16 protein-coding genes and 2 tRNA genes are annotated in these 19964 nt (G+C 68.7%); 13 read left to right on the top strand and 5 right to left on the bottom strand.

Annotated elements, in window-relative coordinates:
• The first annotated feature begins 107 nt into the window (after positions 1–107).
• The 3 genes from ESP51_RS03180 (at position 108) to ESP51_RS03170 (ending at position 3755) form a co-directional block, all read left to right on the top strand.
• Positions 108–923: a M15 family metallopeptidase gene (locus tag ESP51_RS03180; protein ID WP_241842944.1), complete on the top strand. Its 816-nt coding sequence runs from the start codon at positions 108–110 to the stop codon at positions 921–923.
• A complete protein-coding gene (locus tag ESP51_RS03175; RefSeq protein ID WP_129519434.1) occupies positions 916–2298 on the top strand; it encodes an MFS transporter in 1383 nt (460 codons plus the stop codon). The genes ESP51_RS03180 and ESP51_RS03175 overlap by 8 nt, the downstream gene beginning before the upstream one ends.
• Positions 2299–2720: 422 nt before the next feature.
• A complete protein-coding gene (locus ESP51_RS03170; RefSeq protein WP_164990379.1) occupies positions 2721–3755 on the top strand; it encodes an amidase domain-containing protein in 1035 nt (344 codons plus the stop codon).
• A 122-nt stretch (positions 3756–3877) separates the two neighbouring features.
• On the opposite strand, the gene pgm is transcribed toward ESP51_RS03170, so the two are convergent.
• Positions 3878–5509: a phosphoglucomutase (alpha-D-glucose-1,6-bisphosphate-dependent) gene (gene pgm / locus ESP51_RS03165; RefSeq protein ID WP_129519432.1), complete on the bottom strand. Its 1632-nt coding sequence runs from the start codon at positions 5507–5509 to the stop codon at positions 3878–3880.
• A 46-nt stretch (positions 5510–5555) separates the two neighbouring features.
• Entirely contained in the window at positions 5556–6833 is a 1278-nt protein-coding gene (locus ESP51_RS03160; protein ID WP_129519431.1) for a DUF445 domain-containing protein, read from the bottom strand.
• Between the two features lie 87 nt (positions 6834–6920).
• Between ESP51_RS03160 and pheA the strand changes: the two genes are divergently transcribed.
• The 4 genes from pheA to ESP51_RS03140 all read left to right on the top strand — a co-directional run bounded on the left by pheA (position 6921) and on the right by ESP51_RS03140 (position 10841).
• On the top strand, positions 6921–7871 hold the full coding sequence (gene pheA / locus ESP51_RS03155) for a prephenate dehydratase (protein WP_422386826.1): 951 nt from the start codon (positions 6921–6923) through the stop codon (positions 7869–7871).
• A gap of 107 nt (positions 7872–7978) precedes the next feature.
• A complete protein-coding gene (locus tag ESP51_RS03150) occupies positions 7979–9829 on the top strand; it encodes a carboxypeptidase regulatory-like domain-containing protein (protein WP_129519429.1) in 1851 nt (616 codons plus the stop codon).
• An 80-nt stretch (positions 9830–9909) separates the two neighbouring features.
• Positions 9910–10506, top strand: a complete 597-nt coding sequence (locus tag ESP51_RS03145; RefSeq protein ID WP_129519428.1) for a hypothetical protein — start codon at positions 9910–9912, stop codon at positions 10504–10506.
• Positions 10503–10841, top strand: a complete 339-nt coding sequence (locus tag ESP51_RS03140) for a hypothetical protein (protein WP_129519427.1) — start codon at positions 10503–10505, stop codon at positions 10839–10841. Before ESP51_RS03145 ends, ESP51_RS03140 begins: the two co-directional genes overlap by 4 nt.
• Here ESP51_RS03140 and ESP51_RS03135 read toward each other — a convergent pair.
• Positions 10801–11829: a diacylglycerol/lipid kinase family protein gene (locus ESP51_RS03135; protein WP_241842943.1), complete on the bottom strand. Its 1029-nt coding sequence runs from the start codon at positions 11827–11829 to the stop codon at positions 10801–10803. The two genes, ESP51_RS03140 and ESP51_RS03135, sit on opposite strands and share 41 nt — an antisense overlap.
• Positions 11830–11924: 95 nt before the next feature.
• Here ESP51_RS03135 and serS point away from each other — a divergent pair, with 95 nt between their 5' ends.
• The 6 genes from serS (at position 11925) to ESP51_RS03105 (ending at position 17167) form a co-directional block, all read left to right on the top strand.
• Positions 11925–13196: a serine--tRNA ligase gene (gene serS, locus ESP51_RS03130; RefSeq protein WP_129519425.1), complete on the top strand. Its 1272-nt coding sequence runs from the start codon at positions 11925–11927 to the stop codon at positions 13194–13196.
• Between the two features lie 8 nt (positions 13197–13204).
• Positions 13205–14095: an HAD family hydrolase gene (locus ESP51_RS03125; RefSeq protein WP_129519424.1), complete on the top strand. Its 891-nt coding sequence runs from the start codon at positions 13205–13207 to the stop codon at positions 14093–14095.
• A 57-nt stretch (positions 14096–14152) separates the two neighbouring features.
• Positions 14153–15442: an LCP family protein gene (locus tag ESP51_RS03120; protein ID WP_129519423.1), complete on the top strand. Its 1290-nt coding sequence runs from the start codon at positions 14153–14155 to the stop codon at positions 15440–15442.
• A gap of 134 nt (positions 15443–15576) precedes the next feature.
• Positions 15577–15661 (top strand) — tRNA-Ser (locus tag ESP51_RS03115).
• A 27-nt stretch (positions 15662–15688) separates the two neighbouring features.
• Positions 15689–16999, top strand: a complete 1311-nt coding sequence (locus ESP51_RS03110) for an LCP family protein (RefSeq protein WP_129519422.1) — start codon at positions 15689–15691, stop codon at positions 16997–16999.
• A 79-nt stretch (positions 17000–17078) separates the two neighbouring features.
• Positions 17079–17167, top strand: a tRNA-Ser gene (locus ESP51_RS03105).
• A 68-nt stretch (positions 17168–17235) separates the two neighbouring features.
• Here the strand turns inward: ESP51_RS03105 and ESP51_RS03100 are convergent.
• Complete coding sequence (locus ESP51_RS03100; protein ID WP_129519421.1) at positions 17236–18336, bottom strand: tyrosine-type recombinase/integrase; 1101 nt, start codon at positions 18334–18336, stop codon at positions 17236–17238.
• Positions 18337–18810: 474 nt separating this feature from the next.
• The gene (locus ESP51_RS03095; protein WP_129519420.1) at positions 18811–19665 is read right to left on the bottom strand and encodes an Ig domain-containing protein; all 855 of its coding nucleotides are present in this window, start codon (positions 19663–19665) and stop codon (positions 18811–18813) included.
• Between the last annotated feature and the right edge of the window lie 299 nt (positions 19666–19964).

Raw genomic sequence — 19964 nt, 5'->3', positions numbered from 1 at the left:
AAGCAGCCGTGGATCGCATTGTCAAGAGAGCGCTCTCATTCGAGGGTTCCGTTACCGAGACGTGACCCGCCCGAGCGCCCCGCGGCCGCGGGCGTACACTCGAAACCGTGTCTGCAAGCGAGCGTCGAGAGCCCTCCGATCGCGTCAGGCAGAACCGGCGCCTGGTCGTGGCGCTCTCCCTGAGCCTCGTACTGATCGCCGCGAGCGTGGTCGTGATCGGGGCCGTTGCGGGCGACGATTCGAACGGCGATACCGGCCCGAGCGCGGCATCCGACCCCACCGAGACTCCGACCGTGCGACCCGCGCCGGCCGAGCCTCCGCCGCCGGCGCCCGTCGACACGTTCGATCGGGCTGCGCACTCCCTCGACGACCCCATGAGCATCTGGGTCGTCGTCAACAAGCTCCGGCCGCTCACCCCGCAGGACTTCGAACCGCCAGACCTCGTCGACGTACCGGTCGAGCACACCAACGAGCCGCTGCTTCGGCAGGAGGCATCCGACGCCGTGGTCTCGATGTTCCAGGCGGCGTTCGACGAGGCCGGGCTCGAGCTCGCCTCGAACAGCGCCTACCGGTCGTACAGCGCCCAGGAGAACGTCTACGACGGCGACGACCTCACCACCGCGCGCCCGGGATTCAGCGAGCACCAGACCGGGCTCACGATCGACATCGGCCCGCTGTCGGGGGAGTGCTCGCTCGACCCGTGCCTCGCCGAGCTGCCCGAGGGCATCTGGCTGCGCGACAACGCGTGGCGATTCGGGTTCATCCTGCGATATCCGGCCGATAAGACCCCGGTGACCGGGTACTCGTTCGAGCCGTGGCACTTCCGCTATGTGGGGGTGCCCCTCGCGACCGAGATGCACGAGACTGGCGTCGTGACCCTCGAAGAGTTCTTCGGCCTCCCGGCAGCGCCAGACTATGGCTGAACGGATGCCGCGGCGCGGCGTCTCGCTCGCGGTGCTGATCGTCAATCAGCTGCTCGCGGGTGTCGGCGTGGCGTCCGGCGTCGCGGTCGCGGCGCTCCTCGCCCAAGACCTCACCGGCACCGCCGTGCTCGCCGGCCTGGCTCAGTCCGCGACCGTCCTCGGGGCCGCGGTCTCGGCGATTCCGCTCGCACGGCTCGCGGTGCGCTCCGGCCGCCATGTCGCCCTCGCCGCCGGCTACGGGCTCGCCTTCGTCGGCGCCGTGCTCATCGTGGTGGGGTCGGCGGGTGGCTGGATCCCGCTCGTCTTCCTCGCGCTCGCAGTGTTCGGCGCGGGCGCTGCCGCGGGCCTGCAGGCACGATTCGCGGCCACCGAAGTGGCAGCACCCGGTTTCGAGGCTCGCGCCATGTCGCTCGTGCTGTGGGCGACGACACTCGGCTCGGTCGCCGGCCCCCTGCTCGCGGACACGGGAGACGTCCTGGGCCGCGCGCTCGGACTCCCGCCGTTCGTCGGGCCGTTCCTGCTCTCGGGTGCCGTGTTCGGCCTCTCGACCGTGCTCGTCGCCGCGCTCCTGCGGGTGCCGCGGGCCGGAGCGCTCGCATCGGATGCCGCGACGAGCGCGTCCGCCGCCGACCCCGACGATGATCCACCGATCGCTCCCGATGGGGTCGCCGACGTCGCCGGCTCGGCTCCGATCGCCCCAGACGTGCCGGCCCTCGATGTCGCCGACGAGGCGGCGCCAGCCGCGGTCGCCGACACGGCTCCGGTCGCAGAGCGCGTCGGCGCCTGGCAGGCGCTGCGCACGGCGATGCGCAATCCGCGCTCCCTCGTCGCGGTCCTCGCCATCGTGTGCTCGCACACGGTGATGGTCGGCGTCATGGTCATGACGCCGGTGCACATGACCGACCACGGGCTGTCGCTCACGCTCGTCGGGGTGGTCATCAGCATCCACGTGTTCGGCATGTACGGCGCGAGCCCCATCGTCGGCTGGCTCGTCGACCGGGTCGGCCCGGTGCGCGTCATCGTCGGCGGAGCGGTCATCCTCTTCGCAGCGACGCTCATCGGCATCCTCGCCGCGGGCGACGACATGCTGCTCGTGCCCGTCGCGCTCGGTCTCCTCGGGCTCGGCTGGTCGTGCGGCCTCATCGGCGGATCGACGCTGCTCACGACCTCGGTCGACCCGGCGGTCCGGGTGCCGTTGCAGGGCGCCACGGATGCCGCGATGAACGTGACGGCGGCGGCATCCGCTGCCCTCTCCGGGGTGATCCTCGGCATCGGCGGCTTCGCGGTGGTGAACGTCGTGGCGGTGCTCGTGCTCGTGCCGCTCATCATCGCCGTGCTCCGCCTGGCGATGCGGCGTACGAGCGTGCCCGCCTGAACACTGGGTGAGCGCGCTCTCACGGCTCTCCCAGCGTTTAGGAGGTTCCCTCACATTCGGTCGTGATGGGGTGACGCGGTCCCCCGAAATGCCGACCGGAAGATCCCCACGTGTTTCAGAACTTCATGCTGCCATCGCGCCGCCGTTCGACGTTCCGTGAACCCCCTTCCGTCTCGTACGCCGCCCTCGGCGACCTCACTCCTGCCGATTCACCCGCGATCGGTGACCCCGCTCCGACCGATTCATACGCGGTCGGCGACCCGGCTCCCGCCGATTCCACCGGCTCCCTCGGGGATCCCGCTCCCGTCGACTCGTCCGATTCGGCCGCAGCCGCGCCCGCCGAACCCGAGACGGCTTCGGAGGGGCCGCGCGAGCCTCGCCATCGTGCCGATCCAGTTCGAAATCGACGACCTGCGCCGGGGATGCGCCGTTCCATCGCGTTCGGTTGCGTCGCCGCGATCATGGGCGTGAGCGCGTTCGGCACGGTCGCTGCGTCCGCCGGTGAGGGCGCGACGAGGGTCGTCTCGGCTCGTGAGGCGGTCGCCACGGTCGCCGAGACGGTCGATCCCGTTGAAGCGGCCGCTGTCGACGAACTCGTCTCGCTCATCGACACGGACGACGGCCCCGCGATCACGAGCGGCCTGTCGGTCGCCGAGGCGCCCTTCACCGGCGGCACGCAGGTCACCGTCACCGGCGAGGAGCTCGATCAGGTCGCATCCGTCACCGTCGCGGGCGTTCCCGCGGCGATCGTCGCGATCGACGAGAGCCACGTGACGTTCGCCGTGCCGGCCGTCGCCGAGAACGCGCTCGGCAGCGCGGAGGTGCGATTCGCGGATGTCGCGGGCGAGCCCGTCGACGTCGAGGCGCCCGGCGCGACCGTCGCCGCCGGCGCATCCGTTCCCGCGGCATTCACCACCGAGCTCCCCGGCATCGTGCATGCCTCGACGCAGTCCGTGCCGCACGCCCTCACCCTCGCCTACACGACCAACCCGGCCATCGACGCGCAGGTCGGCTACGTGCTCACCTACTGGAGCAGTTACAACACCGCGCAGTACACCGTCTTGAGCGGTGTCGACTGCGCGAACTTCGCGAGCCAGTCGCTCATCGCCCGCGGCTGGACGATGGACGGCGAGTGGTACCACGACGCGGCTACCGGTGCGATGGGTGCCGCGTGGGTGAGCTCCACCGCGCTCCGCGACTACCTCGCCGCGCGCCCCGACCGGGCGACGGCGCTCGACGATTCGCAGCGTTCGCTCGTGAAGGTCGGCGACATCGCGCAGTTCGACTGGGACTCCTCCGGCGACCGCGACCACACGGCCGTCGTCACGCGCGTCGAGCACACCGAGACCGGAACCAAGGTCTGGGTCGGCGGGCACACCAAGGACGCCGATTACTGGGACGTCGACCAGGCCCTCGCCACCGGCGGCGGCTACGTCAGCTACTTCTCGCTCGCGTAGCTCCGGTGGTTGAGTAGGCGCGCAGCGCCGTATCGAAACCACCCTGCCCGCACGTGCACGTTGGGTAATCTCGATACGCGTCGCGCTGGCGCGCGGCGCTACTCGACCACCGGGGAGGCGCGTCAGGCGTCGGCGAGCGCGTCGTCGACGAGCTGCTTCGCCGCGGCCTGCACCGACTTCAGGTGCTCGGGGCCGCGGAACGACTCCGCGTAGATCTTGTAGACGTTCTCGGTGCCGCTCGGTCGCGCCGCGAACCACGCGTCGGCGGTCGCGACCTTGACCCCGCCGATCGCGGCGGCGTTGCCCGGAGCGTCCGAGAGTTTCGCCGTGATCGGATCGCCGGCGAGGTCGGTCGCCTCGATCGAGGCCGCGTCGAGCTTGCCGAGCACGGACTTCTGGGCGGGGGTCGCCGCGGCATCCGTGCGCTCATAGGCCGGATCGCCGAAGCGGGCGACGAGCTCTGCGTAGAGCTGCGAGGGCGAGCGGCCCGTGACCGCCCGGATCTCGGAGGCGAGCAGGCAGAGCAGGATGCCGTCTTTGTCGGTGGTCCAGGCTGTGCCGTCGAAGCGCAGGAACGAGGCGCCGGCGCTCTCTTCGCCGCCAAAGCCGACCGAGCCGTCGAGCAGCCCGGGCACGAACCACTTGAAGCCGACCGGAACCTCCCAGAGGCGACGGCGCAGGGCCGCGGCGACGCGGTCGATCATCGAGCTCGAGACGAGCGTCTTGCCGATCGCGGCATCCGCCCGCCATCCGGATCGGTGGCCGAAGAGGTACTCGACCGCGACCGCGAGGTAGTGGTTCGGGTTCATGAGGCCGCCGTCGGGCGTGACGATGCCGTGCCGGTCGGCGTCGGCGTCGTTGCCGGTGAGGATGTCGAATTCGCCGGCGTGCGCGAGCACCGAGGCCATCGCGTAGGGGCTCGACGGATCCATGCGGATCTTGCCGTCCCAGTCGAGCGTCATGAACGACCACGTCGGGTCGACACGCTCGTTCACGACCGTGAGGTCGATGTTGTACTTGTCGCGGATGGCGCTCCAGTAGTTGACGGATGCCCCGCCCAGCGGGTCGGCGCCGATGCGCACCCCAGAGCGGCGGATCGCGTCGAAGTCGATGATGCTCTCGAGGTCGTCGACGTAGTTGCCGCGGAAGTCGTAGGTCTCGACGCCGCTCGGCTCGGCCTCGAGCACGCCGCGCATGTTGTCGGCGATGAGCCCGTTCGCGCGGTGCGCGATCCAGCTCGTGGCCTCGGAGTCGGCCGGGCCGCCGTGCGGCGGGTTGTACTTGAAGCCGCCGTCGCCGGGCGGGTTGTGACTCGGCGTGATGACGATGCCGTCGGCCTCGCCCTCGGCCCGGCGCACCGGGTCGTTGTTCCACTTCAGGATCGCGTGCGAGAGCGCGGGCGTCGGCACGAAGTCGTCGAACCGGTCGACGAGCACCCGCACCTGGTTGCCGACGAGCACCTCGAGGGCCGTCGTCATTGCTGGCGCGCTCAAGGCGTGCGTGTCGGCGCCGATGAAGAGCGGGCCCGTGATGCCCTGCGACGTGCGGTACTCCACGATCGCCTGTGTGATCGCGAGGATGTGCTGTTCGTTGAAGCTCGTGGTGAGCGATGAGCCGCGGTGGCCCGAGGTGCCGAAGGCCACGCGTTGGTCGGGCTCGGAGACATCGGGATCGCGATCGTAATAGGCCTTGACGAGGGCCTCCACGTTGATGAGATCGGATTCGGTCGCCGGGGTTCCCGCTCGCTCGTGCATCCCCCCAGTCTGTCACCGGCGCCCCGGTCCGTCACGCGGTCATTTCTCAGAGGAGCGCGCCCACTCCGGTCGCGACCGTGAAGATCGCGAGCCCGGCGAGCGCGCCGACCACGGTGCCGTTGATGCGGATGAACTGCAGGTCGCGGCCCACCTGGAGCTCGAGCTTCTCGGTGGTCTCGCGCGGGTCCCACCGCTCGACGGTCTCGGTGATGACCCCGGCGATCTCGTGCCGGTAGGTGCGCACGACGTAGGCTGCGGCATCCGCGACCCAGGCGTCGACCTTGGCCGCGAGCTCCTCGTCGCTCGCGAGGCGCGATCCCACCTCGATGACCGCCGAGCGCAGCCCGGCGCGCAGTTCACTGTGCTCGTCGGCGAGCGACTCGGCGAGCGTGTGCTTCACCGACTCCCACACCTCGCCGGCGAACTCGCGCAGCCGGGCGCTCTCGAGGAGCTCGGCCTTCAGCGACTCGACGCGGGCGATCATGTCCGGGTCGTGCTGGAGATCGTCGGTGAGGTCGGCGAGGTAGCGGTCGATCGCGATCCGCAGCGGATGCCTCGGGTCGACGCGCACGGCGCGCACGAACGACCGCACCTCTCGTGAGGCGCGGTCGTCGACCATGCGATCGACGAATCCGGGAAGCCAGCGCGGCAGGCGGTCGGAGACCATGCTGCCGAACGCCTCGGGATGGGACTCGAGCCATCCTTCGGCCTTCTCGAGCACGACGTCGATCGCCGTGCGCTGCTGGTCGGACTCCACGAGCCGAGCGCCGAGGCGCCCGATCGCCGGACCCCACTCGGGCGCGAAGACGTGCCGGCGGGCGAGGTTCTCGATCACGTCCTCGACATCCTCGTCGCCGAGGAGGGTGAGCACCCCGCGCGCGGCGACGGAGACCTCGGCGGTGAGCCGTTCGGCGTGCTCGGGCATCGCGAGCCACTCGCCGAGGCGCCGCGCAACGCCCATCGACTCGAGCTTGCCGAGCACGACCTCGTCGGAGAGGAACTCGTTCTCGACGAACGCACCGAGGCTCGCCCCGATCTCGTCCTTGCGGTTCGGGATGATCGCGGTGTGGGGGATCGGCAGCCCGAGCGGATGCCGGAAGAGCGCCGTCACCGCGAACCAGTCGGCGATCGCGCCGACCATCGCGCCCTCGGCGGCGGCGCGGACGTAGGCGAGCCACTGCACGGCGTCCTGCAGCGCGAACGACACCGCGAACACCACAGCGGCGACGGCGAGCAGGCTCGTCGCGACGCGCTTCATGCGCCGCAGCGCGACCAGCCGTTCGGCATCGGTCGGCACCACTCGCAGATCTTCGATCACGGTCATGACCAGACCTCCATCGCGCATCGGATTGCGGTCGGTTTCGACGCTAACCGCTTCGCCGCCCGGGCGCTGGCTAGGCTTGCCTGCATGATGGATGCCGCGCCTGCTTCGCCCGAGGAGACCTACTCCTATCTGGGTCCGGCCGGAACCTTCACCGAAGCGGCGCTGAAACAAGTGCCCGAGGCCGCGGGCAAGCATTGGCGCTCGGTCAACAACGTCGGCGAGGCACTCGCGGATGTCACGAGCGGCCGTTCGATCGCGGCGATGATCGCGATCGAGAACTCGATCGAGGGCGGCGTCTCGGCCACGCAGGACGCGCTCGCGACCGTGCCGGGGCTGCGCATCATCGGCGAGTACCTCGTGCCCGTGAACTTCGTGCTCGTCGCCCGCGAGGGCACGACCCTCGCCGACGTGCACGTCGTGAACGCCCACCCGGTCGCCTACGCGCAGTCGCGCCGCTGGCTCGAACGGGAGCTGCCCGACCACGGGCACATCCCGGCGACGAGCAACGTGCAGGCCGCGGCATCCCTGTTCGAGGGCAGCCAAGCGGATGCCGCGGTGGCACCGCCCGGCATCACCGAGCACCTCGACCTCGTGGTGCTCGCCCATGACATCGGCGACAACCCCAACGCCGTCACGCGCTTCGTGCTCGTGAGCCGCTCCCACGTGCTCACCGAACCCACGGGAGCCGACAAGACGAGCCTCATCATCGAGCTCCCGACCGACGAGCCGGGCTCGCTGCTCGCGATGCTCGAGCAGTTCTCCACCCGAGGCGTGAACCTCTCGCTCCTCCAGTCGCGGCCCATCGGCGACGCCCTCGGCCGCTACCGCTTCGTCGTCGACCTCGACGGCCACATCGCCGACGAGCGCGTCGCCGACGCGTTGCTCGGCCTGCGCCGCACGAGCCCCAATGTGCTGTTCCTCGGTTCGTATCCGCGAGCCGATCGCCAAGAAGTCTCCTATCACTCGAAGTACGACGACGAGATCTTCATCGAGGCGCGCGACTGGTTGCGCGGCCTGCTGAGCGGCGAGCCAGACTGAGCCTGCGCGGCCGTGCAACGGCTCCCTCGCCGGGCCGCCTCGCCCCGGTCGCACCGCCTTCGGCGATCGACGTTGCGAGAAGTCCTCAACATTGGTACGTTCCGGCTATGTCGCGCAAAGTGGGGTACGTCGATGACCGGGGGAAGTACATCGACGATCGGCAGGGCGCGGGCCCTGCATACGGGCGGCCGGCGCGCCGCCGCATGGGCCGGCGGCTGGGTATGGCCGTGTTGGCAGCCCTCGCTCTCGCCGCCGCGTCGCAGTCGCTCGCGCTGACTCCCGCCATGGCGGCGGAGACCCCGTCGATCTCGGGCACGGTCACGCTCGGAAGCGCGTCGACGCCTGCGGGTGACGGCGAAGTCGTCGTCACCGCACGGCTCTACAGCGCCTTCAACGGCAGCTGGACCGAGATGAAGACGCAGACCGACGCAGAAGGTCGCTACCTGTTCGAGTCGTTGCCTCGCGGCTCGTACGAACTCGAGTTCGACGACGTCGGCGACGAAGGATTCGCGACCATGTGGTGGCCGTCGCATCCGGTTCCCTCGCCGAACGTGACACGCTTCCAACTCGGCGAGGAAGCGCTGCAGCGAGACATCACGCTGCCCCCTGGCGCGTCGCTCGCGGGAACGGTGCGCAACACGGATGGCGTGCCGTTGGGGGCAGTTCGGGTGACGGCCTCCGCGTTCGATCCGGAGGGCGGCGACGTGCCGGTCACCGTCGACACCATGCTGACGGCTGCCGATGGGATCTACACGTTCGACGGCCTTCCTCCGGCCGAGTACTCGCTCCGGTTCTCGACCGCCACGGAGTACCAGCCCGCGATCCTCGAAAGTGGCCTCGACCTCGCCAGCGGTGAGGTGCGCACCGGTGTCGACGTGACGATGTACCGGTACACGCGACTCAGCGGCAACATCCTGTGCCCGAGATGCGGCGATCCAGAGGTGACGCCGTTCCTCTCGGTGCAACTCGAGCGCGACGCCGGCACCGGAGCCGAGCCTGTGTGGGAGGGCGCCGGAACGACGCCGGTGTCGCCGACGGCTTCCGCCGATACCGGCTACTACACCCTCACCGGGCTCGCACCGGGGTCGTATCGCATCCGGGTCGACGGCGATGAGAGCTGGACTCCCCGGCCCAACGCGTCCGAGGTGGTGACCATCGGAGACGGCGACGAGGCGCTGCTCGATCTGAGCATCGAGTTCTCGCGACTGGATCGTGACTTCTCGGGTGACGACGATCCCGACGTGATCGTGCGCTCGAGAGGAGGAGGCCTGCTCATGTACGCGGGCGACGGGGCATCCGGCTGGTCGGGCGTCTCCACCATCGGTTCGGGTTGGGGGGCGATGAACCACGTGTTCGCGGCGGGCGACTTCTCGGGCGACGGGCATGCCGACGTGATGGCGCGTGACGGCGCAGGGCGCCTGTTCCTCTACCGAGGCGACGGCTCGGGCGGCTGGCTCGACTGGGGCGTGGTCGGCACCGGTTGGAGCGTCATGAACTCGATCTTCAGTCCCGGCGACTTCTCCGGAGACGGCCACGTCGACCTGCTGGCGCGGGATGGCGCGGGCAACCTCTGGCTGTATCCGGGCGACGGCGCCGGCGGGTTCGGATCCGTGTCGAAGGTGGGTGTCGGCTGGAACGTCTACGACCAGGTCTTCGCGGTCGGTGACTTCGGCGGGTACGGCCGTGCGAACGTCATGGGGCGCAACAGCGCCGGGCAGCTCCACGTGCACCCGTCGTCGGGATCCGGCGGATGGGCGCCACCCTCCCTCGTCGGCACCGGTTGGGGCGGGTTCGATGCGGTGTTCGGCTCGGGCGACTTCACCGGAGACGGCAACGACGACGTGATGGGGCGGGACGCCTCCGGCCGTCTCTGGCTCTACCCGGGCGATGGATTCTCCGGATGGAAGCCCCGGTCGGTTGTCGGAACCGGGTGGAGTTCGCTCTCGTTCGTGAGCTGAACGGAGTCGGACAACTCCGGCGTCGCTCCCCGATGGCTCGTGCGCGGTACTGTGACCCTGATCGATCATGAGGGGTGACCATGAGTGAGGGCCGGAGCGCACAGGACATCGACCCGAGGTTCGATCCACGGTTCCAGCGCGGGTATGTGCCGTCGCCCGAATCGGAGGCGGCCTCGGTGGCGACACCGCCGCAGAACGTCGTGCGATCGCCGCAGGCCCCGACCGCGCCGGCGTCCGGGCGCATCCCACCGGTCCCACCTGTCGCGGTGAGGTCCGCCGAGCCGGCGGAGCACGCGCACGTCGCAATGCCGCCCACGACCTCCGAGATCCGGTCGGCGGATGCCGCGGCGCCCGACGCATCGGTCGATCCGGCCGTATTCGCGGAGCCCGATCTCGACGGCGTCGACGAGGCCGAGGAGCGCCGCACTCGCTGGCGCTGGCTCTGGATCGCGCTGGGCGCCGGCGTCGGCTGCGTCCTCCTCGGGGTCGGCCTGTTCTGGAGCTACGCCTCGGACCCCGGAGGCTACATGGGTCGCCCGGGGACCGGGTACGACGCGACCCTCGCACAGTTCGCCATGTCGCTCGCACCGGGGCTGGTGCAGGCCGGGGTGATCGGCGTGGTCGTGGCGCTCGCCTCGATGGCGATCTTCGGACGACGTAGGGATTCTGGCCGGTGAGGGCGCCTCATCCGGCGCAGATCGCCCTGGGGGCCATCTGCGTACTCGCGCTGGTCGGGCTGTGGTGGATCACGACGGCGATGCTCGAGATGCAGAGCGTCTCGTGGAGCGGCGAGGAGCCGAGTGACGAGATCATCGCCATGTGGGCGTTCCAGAACCTGGCCTACACCCTTTTGATGCCCGCGCTCGCGCTGGCATCCGTGGCATCCGCCCTCGGCCTCGTGTTCACCTGGTCCTTCTCGACGGCGCTTCGCCGCCGCAGCGACCGACGCCACGTCAGCGACCGACGCGACGTCAGCGACCGACGCGAAGTCCGCGACCGACTCGAACGATGAGCGCCGCCGGGTCGACGCGGAACCGCACCGACGCGACCGTGCCGAACTCGTCGCCGTCGATCTCGAACTCCTCTGGCGCACCCTCGATGTCGATGTCGACGGCGCGGCCCCGGGAGTAGAGGATCTCGCTTCGCCGCTTGTCGCCGGTGAGCGCGATGAACTGGCGGCCGACCGCGCTCTTGCGCAGCACCCGGTTCTCCCACGTCACCTTGCGCCAGATGAGGATCCAGCCGAAGACGTTGCGTGGCTGCAGCAGCACGACGTCGAGCTTGCCGTCGTCGACCTCCGCGTCGGGGATGAGCTCGATGTTGCCCGGCAGGTAGCCGAGGTTCGCCACGAGGATGCTCGACACCCGCGAGCGGTGGTGCCGGCCGAGGTCGAGCCGGTGCGTGATGCGGAACGGCTTCGACGCGGGGATCGCGCGCAGCCCTGCGTCGACGTAGGCGAGCCAGCCGACCTTCTTCTTCAGGTCGGGATTGGTGTTCGAGATCATCGCCGCGTCGATGCCGATGCCGGCCATCACGAGGGAGACGTGCGTCTCGTTGGTGCCGTCGGGCCTTGTGACGTCGGCGACGAGCACGTCGACGGCATGCTCGAAGCCCGAGAAGGCGAGCACGACGGCGTCGTCGGGGTCGTTCACGGGGATCTCGAGGTTGCGTGCGAACAGGTTGCCGGTGCCGAGCGGCACGAGGCCGAGGGGCACGCCACTGCCGCGGAGTCCCGCCGCCACCGCGCGCACCGTGCCGTCGCCCCCGGCTGCGATCACGAGGTCGACCCCGGCGGCGAGCGCCTCGAGCGCCATGCTGCTGCCCGGGTCGTGCTCGAGCGTCTCGATCCACAGCGACGGGGCGAACCCCTGCCGCGACTCGGCTTGCCGCACGGCGTCGCGCAGCGCGTCGACACCCTGCTTCGTGGGATTGAAGATGACGGCTGCGCGCGGGCGCGTGCTCGCGGCATCCGTCGAACCCTGCCTCCCCAGTCTCGCCACGCTGCCAACGGTATTCCATCCAGCCGTGCGCAGGCCCGGAACCACGCGCATGAGCCGGACCGGACCGGCGGATGCCCACGGCTAGACTTGCTCGGGTGATCGACCCCCTGCTGCTCCGCGAGAACCCCGAACTGATCAAGCGTTCGCAAGAGCTCCGTGGCGAGTCCGTGGCCTTCGTCGATGACGCCGTCGAAGCGGATGCCGCGCGCCGCAGCGCGATCACCACGTTCGAGTCGCTCCGCGCCGAGCAGAACACCTTCGGCAAGCAGGTCGCGCAGGCGCCCAAAGAGCAGAAGGCCGCGCTCGTCGCCGAGGTGCAACAGCTCTCCGCGCGAGTGAAGGCCGCGAGCCAGCAGGCCAGCGACGCCGAGACTGCGTTCACCGAGGCCGTGCAGCGCATCGGCAACGTCGTCCTCGACGGTGTGCCCGCTGGCGGCGAAGACGACTACATCGTGCTCCGCGAGGTGGGCGAGGTTCCCGCGTTCGGCTTCGAGCCGCGCGACCACCTCGAGATCGGCGAACTCCTCGACGCGATCGACATGCAGCGCGGCGCGAAGGTGTCGGGGGCGCGGTTCCACTACCTGAAGGGCGTCGGCGCGCGCCTCGAGCTCGCGATCATGTCGATGGGCCTCGATCGTGCGCTCGCCGCGGGCTTCACGCCGCTCATCACGCCCACGCTCGTGCGGCCCGAGATCATGCAGGGCACCGGATTCCTCGGGGCTCACGCTGAAGACATCTACTACCTGCCCGACGACGACCTCTACCTCACCGGCACGAGCGAGGTCGCGCTCGCCGGCTATCACGCCGACGAGATCATCGACCTCTCGAACGGTCCGCTGCGCTATGCGGGCTGGTCGACGTGCTACCGCCGCGAGGCCGGCAGCCACGGGCGCGACACGCGCGGCATCATCCGGGTGCACCAGTTCAACAAGCTCGAGATGTTCAGCTATGTCGACCCGGCCGACGCCGAGGCGGAGCACGAGCGACTGCTCGGATGGCAGGAGGGCATGCTCCAAGACCTGGGCCTCGCCTACCGGGTGATCGACACGGCCGCGGGCGACCTCGGCTCGAGCGCCGCCCGCAAGTACGACGTCGAGGCATGGGTGCCCACGCAAGCGGCCTACCGCGAGCTCACCTCGACCTCGAACTGCACGACCTTCCAAGCGCGCCGCCTCGACATCCGCCACCGCACCGAGAGCGGCAAGACGGCTCCCGTTGCGACCCTCAACGGCACGCTCGCCACCACTCGCTGGATCGTCGCGATCCTCGAGACCCACCAGCAGGCCGACGGCTCGGTGCTCGTGCCCGAGGCGCTGCGCGGCTACCTCGGCGGCCTCGACGTGCTCGAGCCCGTCGCGGCTCGATAGGCGATCGGATGTCGCAGCAACCCGCTCCCGGCGAGAACCGAGCGCCCGAACGTCACGAGGCGTCCGCATCGCAGCGCCCGCACGCCGTCGACGTCGCCCCCGACGGGCGCTGGCTCGTCGTGCTCGACATCGACGGCACGATCATGCACGAAGACGAGTCGATCGACCAGGTCGTCGCCGACGCGGTCGCGGCGGTCCGCGATCGCGGGCATGAGGTCACCCTCGCGACCGGCCGTTCGTGGGCGACGACCCATCCCGTGCTCGAGCGGCTCGGGCTCACGCCCGAGTACGTCGTGTGCGCCAACGGCGCCATCACGATGCGGCGCGACGACGAGGCATCCGACGGCTATGTCCGCGCCCACGTCGAGACCTTCGACCCCACCGAGGTGCTCGAGCGCATCCGCTCGTTCCTGCCCGACGGCCGGTTCATGGTCGAGGAGCCCAACGGCTTCCGCCTGTACACCGAGGGCATGAGCGACTGGAACCTCGACAACGCCCGCGAGGTCCCGTTCGAACAACTGCTCGACCAGCGGGCGACCCGTGTCGTCGTCGTCTCACCCGACCACGAGCTCGAGGAGTTCCTCAGCATCGTCGAGGAGATGGGCCTGCACCAGGTGAGCTACGCGATCGGCTGGACCGCCTGGCTCGACATCGCGCCCGAGGGCGTCAGCAAGGCCACGGCCCTCGAGCGCGTGCGCGGCTGGCTCGACCTGCCGGTCGACCGCGTGATCGCGATCGGCGACGGCCGCAACGACATCGAGATGTTCACGTGGGCGGGAGCCGCGGGCCGGTCGGTCGCGATGGGCCAGGCACCCGCCGAGGTGCGGGAAGCGGCCGGCGAGGTGACGGGCGACATCGACCACGCCGGTCTCGCCTCGGTGCTCGACTCGCTCTCCTGACCCTTCCACGGGCGGATTCCCGGTCACGCGGATAAGATCCAGTTCGGGGAGGGTTCCGTGAGCGGTGGCTCTGAGCAGGCCTCGGTCGTCGATGAGCAGGTCTCGATCGCCGATTCCGCCGACGTGCCGAGACACGGCCGACTGCCGCGACACGATGCCGCGCGGGCCTACCTGAAGCTCGCGGCATCCGTCGTCGCAGTGCTCGCGGTGAGCGCCGGATCGGTGGCGGCCTTCGCGGTGATCGACCTCGTCGGATCGGTGAAGCCCCCTGTCGAGCTCGAGAGCGAGGAGATGCTCGAGGGCGTGCCCGACATCGGCGCGATGGAAGGGGGACTCAGCTTCATCCTCGTCGGCAGCGACAAGCGGCCCGACGACGGCGCGTTCGGCGATCCCGAAGAGGAGTCGGCCGTGCTCAACGACGTGACCATGTTGCTGCACATCTCCCAGGACCATTCGCACGTCGAGGTCGTGAGCTTCCCACGCGACCTCGTGGTGGAGGTGCCCGAGTGCACCGATCCCGAGAACCCCGAAGGCGAACCGCTCCCGGCGATGTCGGGCGTGAAGCTCAACACCGTGCTCTCGCACGGCGGGCTCGGCTGCGTCGGCACGACGGTGGAGCAGCTCACGGGAGTGCAGATTCCGCTCGGCGGCATCGTCGAGTTCTATGGTGTCGCGGCGCTCTCCGAGGCCGTCGGTGGCGTCGAGGTGTGCCTCGCCGAGCCGGTCGTCGATGAGTACTCGGGCCTCAACCTCGACGCGGGCAGGCATTCGATCTCGGGAATGGAAGCGCTCGCGTTCCTCCGGTCGCGGCACGGCGTGGGCGATGGCAGCGACCTCGGCCGCATCTCGAACCAGCAGACGTTCCTCGCCTCGCTCATGCGCACCCTGCAGAGCGAGGGCACGCTCGGCGACCCGGTGAAGCTCTACTCGATCGCCAAGGCGGTGCTCTCGAACATGACCCTGTCGACGGCCCTGCAGGACCCGACGCGGCTCGTCGCGATCGCGCGGATGATGCAGGACGTCGACCTGTCGAAGGTCGCCTTCGTGCAATATCCGACCGTGTACACCGAGGACTTCGCCTCCGTCGAGCCTTCGGAGTCGGCGGCGATCGTGAATGCGGCGCTGCAGGCCGACCGGCCGGTGCAGTTCGATCCGAATGCCATCGCGGGCGCGGAGTTCGGCACGGTCGAAGATCCCACGGCGCCGCCGCCCGCCGAGGAGGCGCCGGCGTCCGAGGCTCCCACCGACCCTCCCGCCGAGGCCGGTGCACCGCCCGAACCGCTGCCCGGCGACGTCACCGGCCAGACGGCCGCGGAAGTGCGCTGCGCGAGCGCCAACGAGGGCTGATCGCGACATCCGGCCCGCATCAGGACACTCCCAGACAGGGCTGAAAGGCTCGTCGGAATGCGCGTCGGCTAGAATCGGGGCCTGCCTGCACGTAGATGTGCCGTCATAGAGACGGTGTTGCGGTGTGCGGGCGAGGAGGGCTGTCCGAGCGGCCGATGGAGCTGGTCTTGAAAACCAGTGGGCAGCAATGCCTCGTGGGTTCGAATCCCACGCCCTCCGCGCGAACCTGAGAGAGAAGGGACACCGGTGAACGAAGAGTTACGTCACAGCTCCCGTCGCGCAGCGAAGAGTCCTGCCGTCGCGCGTCACGGTCGGCTGAAGCGGCACAATGCCTGGAAGACCCTCGCAAAGGTCGTCGGCTCCGTCGTCGCAGTCACTCTCGTCTCCGGTTCAGCAGTCGCGGCCTACGCCGCCTGGGATCTCGCAAGCACCGCGCAGCCCACGATCACCCTCGGCAATGAAGCGGTGCTCGACGGTGTCCCCGATGTCGGCGCCATCGAAGGCGGCGTGAACATCCTCATCGTCGGCAGCGACAGCCGAGCGGGCCAGGGCGAGGCGTTCGGCGATCCCGACGAGGAGACCGCGGTCCTCAACGACGTGACGATGCTCCTGCACATCTCCGAAGACCACTCGAATGCCTCGGTCGTGAGCTTCCCGCGTGACATGCTCGTCGACGTGCCGGCGTGCACCGACCCTGAAGACCCCTCAGGCGACCCGCTCTACGAGCAATCCGACGTGAAGATCAACTCGGTGCTCTCCCATGGCGGCATGCCGTGCGTCGTGAAGACGGTCGAGGAGCTCACCGGGGTCACCATCCCCTTCGCGGGCATCGTGCAGTTCCTCGGTGTCGCAGGGCTCTCCGAAGCGGTGGGCGGCGTCGACGTGTGCGTCGCCGAGCCGATCGAAGACGAGTACACCGGCACGTTCCTCTCGGCCGGCACCCACAACCTCAAGGGAATTCCCGCCCTGCAGTTCCTCCGCACTCGCCACGGCGTCGGCGACGGCAGCGATCTGGCCCGCATCTCGAATCAGCAGGTGTTCCTCTCGTCACTCGCGCGCACGCTGCAGTCGAGCGGCACGCTCGGCGACCCCGGGAAGCTCTACTCGATCGCGAAGGCCGCGCTCGCCAACATGCAGCTGTCCGACAGCCTCATGGATCCCACGCGCATGATCTCGATCGCCAAGGCGCTGAAAGACACCGACCTCAACAAGATCGCGTTCATCCAGTACCCCACCGGATACGTCGACAGCGGGGCGGTCGCCCCCACGGATTCCGCCGAGCTCGTCAACACGGCCCTGCAGAACGACTTGCCCGTGACGTTCGACCCGGCCGCCGCCGAGGCGCAGTTCGCCTCGGTGGGCGACCCGAACGCGGTTGCCGCGCCCCCGGCGGAAGCGCCGGCCGAAGAGGTTCCGGCTGAAGAGGTTCCCGCCGAAGAGGCGCCGGCCGACGCGCCTGTTGCTGCGGCGCCCGTCGAGGCGCTGCCGAGCGACGTGACGGGGCAGACCGCCGCCGAGGCGCGCTGTTCGGCAGGCCGCACCCTCGACGACCAGTAGCGCCGCAATTCGGCCGAATCGTCATCGACGGCACGGCCGGGTTATGATGGCTCTCGCGTGTTCGCGCAAGCGTTCACGAGGAGACGTCGCATAGTCCGGCCGAGTGCACCACCCTGCTAAGGTGGAGTCCCCGTAAGGGGACCGCGGGTTCAAATCCCGCCGTCTCCGCAAGACAGAGACGCCATTTGCCCCGAAATTCCGGGGCAGATGGCGACTTTCTTTTGGCGACCAAAGGGCTATGGACGCGGTTTGGACACACTTGCAGCCGCAACGGCCTGATCGAGGCGGTCTGAAACCGCATCGAGGTCATCGTCGAAGAGGTCGCTGTAGACGTCCAAGGTCATTGCTGCGGAGGCGTGACCGAGCATCCGCTGGACGGCTTTCACGTTCGCGCCTGAGCTGACGGCGAGCGAGGCGGCAGTGTGCCGGAGGTCGTGGATGGTCATCGGCTCGAGCGAGGCGTTCCGAAGCGCAGTCTTGAACCAGGACTTCGACCCGGTGCTTGTTCTAGTCCGGCGCATGTAGTCGCCATTGGGGCCGGGGAACAGGAGCTCGTCACCTTCCCGGCCACTTATCTGATCGTTGAGGTAGGGGTGAAGGAACCGCGGCGTTGGGACGGAGCGGGTCTTATAGGTTTTCGGCGAGCCGACGTGAATCACCCCTCCGACTTCGACGGCGTTCTCGGTGACGTTGATGCGCCGGCGTTCGAAATCAACGCTTCTGACACGGAGCGCAGCTACCTCACCCCATCTCAGGCCGGTATAGGCGAGAGTCAACACCAGAGCCGCGCGGGGACCGGCCTCGGTGGCGAGCCGGTGGACCTGCTCGTGTGTTAGATACGAGTGCGTCTTGCGCTCTTTGCGCGGCAGTGTGATTCCTCGTGCCGGATTGGAGAGAATGCGCCGATCGCGCACGGCGACATCTAAGATCGCGGCCAGCACCCCGAAGCTGCGAATTACCACGGTCGGGGAGCGGGAGGCGGAGAGCTCTGACACCCATGCCTGCACGTCACTGTGCTGGATGGCGGAGACCGGATATCGCCCCCATCTTGGCTCAACCCGAAGACGCCATGCGTCAGCTACGGTGCGATAGGTCGAGGGTTTTAGGTGCGTTTGAGTCGACAGCCAAGCCTGCCCCAGCTCGGCTATCGTTGCGCGCGCCGCCCCATGTTCGACGAACTCGCCACGTGCCTTCGAGATCTCGATTGACGCAAGGTACAGCTCGGCCTCCCGCTTGGTGCGGAAGCCTCGCTTTGCACCCTGGGAATGGTCTGGCTTGCGATAGCGCACCCGATAGCGCTTCCCTGCCTTCGTCGAATACGTCTCGATGCTTGCCATTCGCTAGAAACCACCAACTCGTCACTCAAAGCCATAGATGCACCAATGGTAGAGGCGTGGGCGAATCCACCGGCGTGATGGGTAGCACCCAGAGGACCGTTCGATTTCAGTCGGCACCAACGCCGCGGTATCTCAGTAGCCGAGCACGGGCGATCCCAGTGAATACGGGGGACTTCGGTCTTCATGATCACCGGGATGTGCAACAGTCCGCCGTATGGCTTGGCGGCTCGGGCATCACCGGATGAAGGAGCGCGGTCGGACGTCCCCACGATTCTTGTCGTAGGCGCTGATAATCGCGTTGCCTTTGGTGCGTTGGTTGGTTGACGGGGAGTAAGCCCACTGAAGAGCGCGGGTCGGGATAACGCATTTTGCGGCCTCTGGTGCCAAACTCGCCCAAGGCTCCCGGCAAGGCGACCTCTTCGTCGGAGATCCTCTCCTAATCGGAGCTCGGCCTCGAGGACAACGCGACATGTTTCAGGCGTTCACGGTCCACATGAACTCCACTGTCGAAGCTTTGCCGAGTTTTGCAGACCTTACTGTCACAGTCACTTTCGACGGAGCTGCGCTGACTGTCGTCGGCTTGCCGCTGTACTCGCCCGTTGTCGCCTTGATATCGATGCCGGCGGGATGCCCGCTTGATTCGTAGATCAGGTCGTCGGGACCCGCTGCTTCAATTTTGAACGCGTCGATGAGTTCATCGAGGGTGCTCATCTGGTCCTCGGGAGGCGTCACAGTGACCGTCGTCGGCTCGGCCTTGTCATCGGGTTCGTCTTCCGCGTCGGCTCCTGCGGCGGCGACAGCCTGCATGATGGCGCTGATCGCAGCGGCCGACCCGGCGGCGACCTTCTCATGGGTCACGGCGAGCAGGGCAAACTGCTCCGACGCCTTGCGACCAGCAAGCCGAAGATCGCTGAGACGCCCCTTGTCGTGGGCGAACTGCGCGTAGTAGCTCGCCACGATCGTGTCTGACCACCGCCGATAAACGATGTCGCGCTCGATAGTTTGCAAAGGGTTGAGAAAGAGCGCGACGGCGAGCACGGCGACCACTGCCGCGGCGGCGATACCTGCAGCGAGATTCTCACTTTCGATTGCCTGCCACGCGAGGAAGACGCCGCCGCCAACGAGCCCGACGCCGATCGCGCCGATCAAGAGCAACCGCCAGGCGCGCGCCCACTTATCGGACTCCCCTAGGCCCGCGATGAATTCTCGCGCTTTTGTGTTCGCCGCGGCGATCTCGCGGGCTTCCTGGGTCTTGAGTTCGATATAGACGACAGGGTCCACGCCATCCACAGGACGAGGGATCTCTACCAAGGTATTGAACGTCGACATGCGCACACCATATTGGCGAGCATCGTGTGTGCACTAGTGGTGGCCGCATATCCGCGCAGAAGCGCCAACCGCGGGTGCCGCCGTAGCCCGCTCTGCGGTACCCGGCCGACGTCGACCTATGCGGGCGTCTTCCATGCGGAGCGTCAGAATATGGTCCTGCCGCGAATGACTGCCACGGTAGAGCCCCGGACTTTCGGGCTTCAGCGCACGTCGTCTACGTCGTCGTGCTCACGGTGAGCCTGGCCGTGCGGAGTTCTTCCCCGGGCTCGCGATGGTTGCTGTCCTCTTCTGGATCCTCG

Origin of the sequence: Agromyces albus, from assembly GCF_004134825.1 — a bacterium.
Classification (GTDB): domain Bacteria; phylum Actinomycetota; class Actinomycetes; order Actinomycetales; family Microbacteriaceae; genus Agromyces; species Agromyces albus.
The sequence above is the reverse complement of the archived record's forward strand: the minus strand, read 5'-3'. Positions and strand labels throughout refer to the sequence as shown.